Below are 5,761 nucleotides of genomic sequence, written 5' to 3' on the forward strand. Positions count from 1 at the left end.
ACCAGGTGAGGCGGATGAAACCGCCGCCCTACTTCGTCAAGGAGATCAAGGTCAGCTTTGACGGCCAGCCGGTCCTCAGCGCCGAGACAACATTTGCCATCAGCCAGAATCCAAGCTTCCGCTTTTTCTTCGTGCCACACCAGGATGGCGAGCTCACCGTCGAGGTGATTGACACCAAGGAGGAACGCTTTACCAGCTCCTACAGCGTGCGATTATAGGCATGTAAAAAGGGAGTCAGGATAACGCCCCTGCGCATAACAACTATTCCAAGCTAATCGCGACGCACACTCCCGTCGTTAAACCGACAGGCGAAACCTCTGTAGGTTTTATGGTTCTGCGCTTTCGGATCGTCTGACGGCAATGAAACAGCGTTTTTCCCCTTCTACTTCTGCTTGTTCAAGCTTCTTTCCTAGCTCTTCCCCATAGGCATTGTCACGGAATAATCCCCCTTTCTCCCCTGGCATCTTCTTAAACCTTGCGAAGGTGTTTGCCGCATCGTACTCATCAAATGATACATGCTGCGCGATTACATCGAGACGACATGAACACTGGAAGAGCGTCTCGACGCTCTGGCCGCCTTCTGCCTCCATGCATCGCAAGACATAGTCGACGCGATCAATGGTGGGAAAGTCATTAGCAAAAAGAGGCAATGGGGAAAACAGGGCTACCATGATCAAACGTTTTAGAACTGACATTCGGATATCTCCAATCTCTGGCGTTGTGTTGCTGGCCAGGATGTTAACAGATTTCTAAAACATGTTAAGCAGTGAGATAAGGGCTTAATAGAGTCATGATTCGTTCCACGCTTCCACGGTGCTCATCGACAACCCGCCTGCCCATCTCTCCAGTCCGCTGGCGAAGACTGGAATCAGCCAGCAGACTCAGAACCTTGCTCGCCAGTTCCCCAACATCATTGACGACCCACGCCGCCCCCACACCCAGCAACCACCCGCTGATTTCCTCGAAGTTAGAGAGATGCGGGCCCATCACTACGGGGACGCCCAAGCTGGCAGGTTCGAGCATATTATGACCGCCCCTGGGAACAAGACTCCCACCCACAAAGGCAATATCTGATACTGCATAATACATGGGCAGATCGCCCAATGAGTCCACAATAAATACCTGCGTGTTGGGATCGTAGGCTTTGTCGTCACTGGCTCTCACCGTATTGAAACCGCGTTTCTTACAAAGCGTTGCCACTCTTGCAAAGCGCTCTCGGTGACGCGGGGCAATGATCAAAAGACAGGATGGGTGCACAGCTAACACATGCTCAAAGGCGTCCAGGATCATGGTCTCCTCATTATTATGGGTACTGGCGGCGATCCACACAGGCCGATCGATCCCAAGAAAGCGTCGCAAGGATGCCGCCTTTTCGATAAGACCCTTCGGCAGCCGGGTATCAAATTTTATACTGCCAGCGACTGTCACCTTACTCGGCTCAACGCCAAGCGATATAAACCGGTCCGCATCCAAGCGACTCTGCGCCGCAACTGCTCTCACCTTTGATAGAGTCGCTCTTGTCAACTCGGCCACGCGTCGATAACCGACGACAGATCGCTCAGACATGCGCGCGTTCACAAGAATAATGGGAACCCCTTGCCTGCCACAAGCTTCAAAGAGGTTCGGCCATAACTCTGTCTCCATCACCAGAGCAAGCCGCGGCCCAACACGTTTTAAAAATCGGTCGACGGCACTTGGGAGATCATAGGGAAGAAACCGATGAACGGCCTGGCCCTCCAGGCGCTGCTCCGCGTGCTGGGCACCTGTCGGCGTCATCGTTGTAATAACGAGCTGCAAAGTGGGATAACGTTCCCGTACTGCCTGTATCAAAGGTATTGCCGCCTCTACTTCCCCAACAGAAGCTGCATGCAGCCAAACCGTGTTTCCAGCTTGTGGTACAGCAGTAGAGAAACCGAAGCGCTCAGGTAAACGCCGCCAATGGGCAGGATTGCGCCACCCCGTCCACCCCGCATGCGCCAACAGCAACGGAGTACCCAAATAGAGAATGAGCGTATAGAGAAATCTCAAGACAAATGAAGATATGCGGATGCGCGCGTTACCGCCCACGGACCTACCGTACCGGGGGTAGCAGGCCTAGACCCCACGGACCGTGGGCGTACGATGCAGCACGGGATACTCCTGATTAAGCCATTCTAAATAGTTACTAATCCCTGTAGCTACATCCCTAAACGGCTGTTCATTACCTGCTCTGCGCAGGTTTGTTATATCCGCTTCGGTAAAAGACTGATAGCAGCCCTTAAGGTCTTCTGGAAACAGAATGTATTCGATCTCACCTCGACCGTGCCATTGGATGATCGCTCGTGCCACGTCGTTAAAACTTTGACTTTGCCCGGTTCCCACGTTGAAAATCCCCGACTTATCGGGGTGCTCAAGAAACCAAAGGTTAATCGCAACGACATCATCAACATAGACAAAGTCACGTCGCTGCTCGCCATCGCCATACCCGTCGCTGCCCTTAAATAGGCGCATACGCCCGCTTTCTAGCAGTTGATTATTGAAATGATAGGCCACGCTAGCCATCGATCCTTTGTGCTGCTCCCTAGGTCCATAGACATTAAAGTAACGCAGCCCGACTATCTGAGATTTACCGCTACGTAGAATCTGCCGCACATACTGATCAAACAAAAACTTAGAGTAGCCGTAGACATTGAGTGGTAATTCACAGTCACGAGATTCGTGAAACACCTGACCATTCCCATACACCGCCGCACTCGACGCGTAGATAAATGGAATCCCGTTCTCTTGGCAATAAGCCAAGAGAACTTTTGAATAAACATAATTGTTTTGCATCATAAAGCGGCCGTCCCATTCCGTCGTATCCGTGCAAGCGCCCTGATGAATTATCGCTTCAATACGATCGGGTAGCTCGGTTCCAAACTCGATCTGTTCAACAAACGTATCCTTATCGATATAATCCAATAGATCGCAATCGGTTAGATTCCTGAACTTACTAGCGTCTGTGAGATCATCCACTGCGAAGATGTCGTTGCGTCCTCGCTGATTCAAAGCCTTGACGAGATTGCTTCCGATGAAACCCGCTGCGCCAGTCACGACGATCATGAACGTTTATCCCTCCACTGCCCCTGCGTCCCGGGCTGCATTAATAATACCCGTGGTCGATGCCCCCTCTTTTAAAGGAATAATGACGACCCTTCCACCACTTTGCTCGACGTACTTGCCGCCAGCCACCTGGTTCGGTTTGTAGTCCCCACCTTTAACCAAAGCATCCGGCTTGACACGACAGATCAGGCGCTCGGGTGTTTCTTCCGAAAAGGGGACCACCCAATCCACGGCAGCAAGGGCCTCCAACACGGTCATGCGGTGCTCCAAGGGATTGACCGGCCTGTCTGGGCCTTTCAGCTGATGTACCGACGCATCATCATTGACAGCCACAATGAGGCGATCGCCCAACTGTTTGGCATCGCTAAGGTAGCGAACATGGCCAACATGCAGGAGATCGAAGCAACCGTTGGTCATGACAATGGTCTCCCCGCGTAGTTTGGCCGCTTTGACTGCTGCCATCAGTCCTTCCTCGGTCACTATGCCTGTCTTGTACTCGTGTTGGTCATGCAGTGCAGCATGCAGCTCTGTTGCTGTTACAGTCGCTGCCCCCAACTTGCCGACAACAAGGCCCGCCGCCATATTGGCGAGTGCGGTCGCCTGAACCATATCGTGTTGCACCGCCAAGGAAGTCGCTAATACACCGATAACAGTATCGCCGGCTCCCGTTACGTCGAACACATCCCGTGCATGGGCGGGTAAGTGTATAGCCTCGTGCCCTTTTTGGATCAACGTCATCCCATGCTCTCCGCGGGTTACCAAGATCGCCTCAAGTTCAAGCGCATCAATCAGCGACTCACCCTTGCTCACGATTTCCTCGGGCTTTCTGCATGCCCCGACAACGGCTTCAAACTCTTTCAAATTGGGCGTTAAAAGTGTGGCGCCTTGGTACCTGGCAAAGTCTGCCCCTTTCGGGTCCACCAGCACTGGCTTATCGGCATCCTTTGCAAGGTCGATAAAGCGCCTTACCCCCGTCAGACTGCCCTTGGCGTAATCTGACAGCACCACCACATCGACGCATTCAAGTTGTTGCCGGTAAGCTGGTACTAAAGCATCGGGCTCCACGAGCTGGGCATCACCTTCGTAATCTAGGCGAATCAGTTGCTGGTGCTGACTCAAGACCCTGAGCTTGGTGACTGTTGGAAAGCCCTCACAGCGTACAAACTGGCACGTGACCCCGCTTTTGGAAAGCGCTCGATGTAGGGTGTCCGCCGCCTCGTCGCTCCCTGTGACACCGACCAGAATTGCCTGCCCGCCGAGGCTATTGATGTTCAATGCCACATTCCCCGCACCCCCTGGCCTCTCCTCCGTGTCTTGGACCCGCACGATGGGAACAGGTGCCTCGGGGGAAATTCGCGTGGTCTCTCCGTAGACATAGCGGTCGAGAATAACGTCACCCACGACCAAGACACGGGCACTGGCAAAGTTGTCAGGAGAAAGGCTCATTCACTTGCCCACACCTGGCTCTCAATATAAATTGAACTCGCATTTCGGCACGCCATCTTACCACAACTGTGGAGCACGCTATTGGAAGTCAATGCATGAAAAACCTTTTCTGGCTTTGCGTTTGCCTAACGTTATTGGGGCCAGCGTACGCGAGTCATTCGCTTCCCCAGCCCTTCGAGGCTACTTATGCGCTGCACCGGTACGGCATCAAACTTGGAGCAATGACGCGCAGCCTGATTGCGACCGGAAATGGCGAATACATCTTCCGATCACGGACTAGGACCACAGGTATTGTTGCACTGTTCTATAAAGTGCATGTCGTCGAAGAAACTCACTGGACATATGATGGACACGCAATGCGGCCATTGGAGTATCAGTATCATCAATCTGGAAGCAATAGAGTTCGTGATATCACTCTTGAATATGACTGGACAAATGGGGAGATTAGAAACACCAGTGAAGATGCGCCGTGGCGAGTAGCGCTTGGGCCTAACGTATACGACGATCTGCTCTACCAATATGTGCTAATGCAAGACCTTGAGGCCGGTAAACGCGCCCTATCCTATAAGATTGCCGCTGGCGGCAGGCTCAAGACATACGACATCACGCTGCTTGGTGAGGAAATCATCGACACGCCGCTCGGCAAGCTGCAAACACTCAAGCTACAACGCCAAAAACCCAACAGCAAGCGCAAAACCACGGTGTGGTGCGCAACCGACTTACACTATTTAGCGGTGCGCTTGGAATACTTAGACAAAGACGGAACGGTTACGACCTTTCTCATTGACGAGCTCAGTGGACTAGACCCGCCGTTGACCAATCCTCACTAGAAACGTTGAAATTGCCAGTCGCACGGTAACAAAAATTATTACTTAGGAGAATATTTAAAGCGTTGGTTGATCGCCGTTCTCGAATTTAATATCAGCATTGATCGTTTTCAACGGGCTGATAAACACCCTATCTAAGGTGACCGGAAGACCGGCCCTCAGTTTACAACAAGATACTGCTTAGGATTGACGGCCTTGCCATTGTGGAGCACTTCGAAATGCACATGGGGGCCCGTGGAACGGCCACTACTCCCCATCACCGCAATCACCTGGCCCTTCTCAACTTTCTCCCCAATACCGACAAGATTCTGCTGGTTATGCGCATACCGCGTCACATAACCATTCCCATGGTTGACCTCTACCATGTCCCCATAACTGTAGCGCCGACCAGACCACGTCACGACCCC

At 52.5% G+C, this 5,761-nt stretch carries 7 protein-coding genes; 2 read left to right on the forward strand and 5 right to left on the reverse strand.

The window, feature by feature from the left end; all coding sequences use genetic code 11:
* Positions 1-218: thiosulfate oxidation carrier complex protein SoxZ (locus O6944_11300; protein MCZ6719722.1), on the forward strand; the 218-nt coding region annotated here is incomplete at its 5' end.
* Between the two features lie 108 nt (positions 219-326).
* On the opposite strand, the gene O6944_11305 is transcribed toward O6944_11300, so the two are convergent.
* From O6944_11305 to hldE, 4 genes are all read right to left on the reverse strand, one after another.
* Positions 327-695: a hypothetical protein gene (locus O6944_11305; GenBank protein MCZ6719723.1), complete on the reverse strand. Its 369-nt coding sequence runs from the start codon at positions 693-695 to the stop codon at positions 327-329.
* A 64-nt stretch (positions 696-759) separates the two neighbouring features.
* Positions 760-2,028 carry a lipid IV(A) 3-deoxy-D-manno-octulosonic acid transferase gene (waaA, locus tag O6944_11310; GenBank protein MCZ6719724.1) on the reverse strand — a complete coding sequence of 423 codons (1,269 nt, stop codon included), beginning with the start codon at positions 2,026-2,028 and terminating at the stop codon, positions 760-762.
* 66 nt (positions 2,029-2,094) lie between these two features.
* Positions 2,095-3,081, reverse strand: coding sequence for an ADP-glyceromanno-heptose 6-epimerase (gene rfaD / locus O6944_11315; protein ID MCZ6719725.1), 987 nt, complete (start codon positions 3,079-3,081; stop codon positions 2,095-2,097).
* A gap of 6 nt (positions 3,082-3,087) precedes the next feature.
* A complete protein-coding gene (hldE, locus tag O6944_11320) occupies positions 3,088-4,527 on the reverse strand; it encodes a bifunctional D-glycero-beta-D-manno-heptose-7-phosphate kinase/D-glycero-beta-D-manno-heptose 1-phosphate adenylyltransferase HldE (protein MCZ6719726.1) in 1,440 nt (479 codons plus the stop codon).
* Positions 4,528-4,622: 95 nt separating this feature from the next.
* Here hldE and O6944_11325 point away from each other — a divergent pair, with 95 nt between their 5' ends.
* The gene (locus O6944_11325) at positions 4,623-5,357 is read left to right on the forward strand and encodes a DUF3108 domain-containing protein (protein MCZ6719727.1); all 735 of its coding nucleotides are present in this window, start codon (positions 4,623-4,625) and stop codon (positions 5,355-5,357) included.
* A gap of 155 nt (positions 5,358-5,512) precedes the next feature.
* Here the strand turns inward: O6944_11325 and O6944_11330 are convergent.
* The coding region (locus tag O6944_11330) for a M23 family metallopeptidase (GenBank protein ID MCZ6719728.1) at positions 5,513-5,761 on the reverse strand (249 nt) is incomplete at its 5' end.

It is taken from the genome of Gammaproteobacteria bacterium (genome assembly GCA_027296625.1).
Classification (GTDB): Bacteria; Pseudomonadota; Gammaproteobacteria; order JAKEHO01; family JAKEHO01; genus JAKEHO01.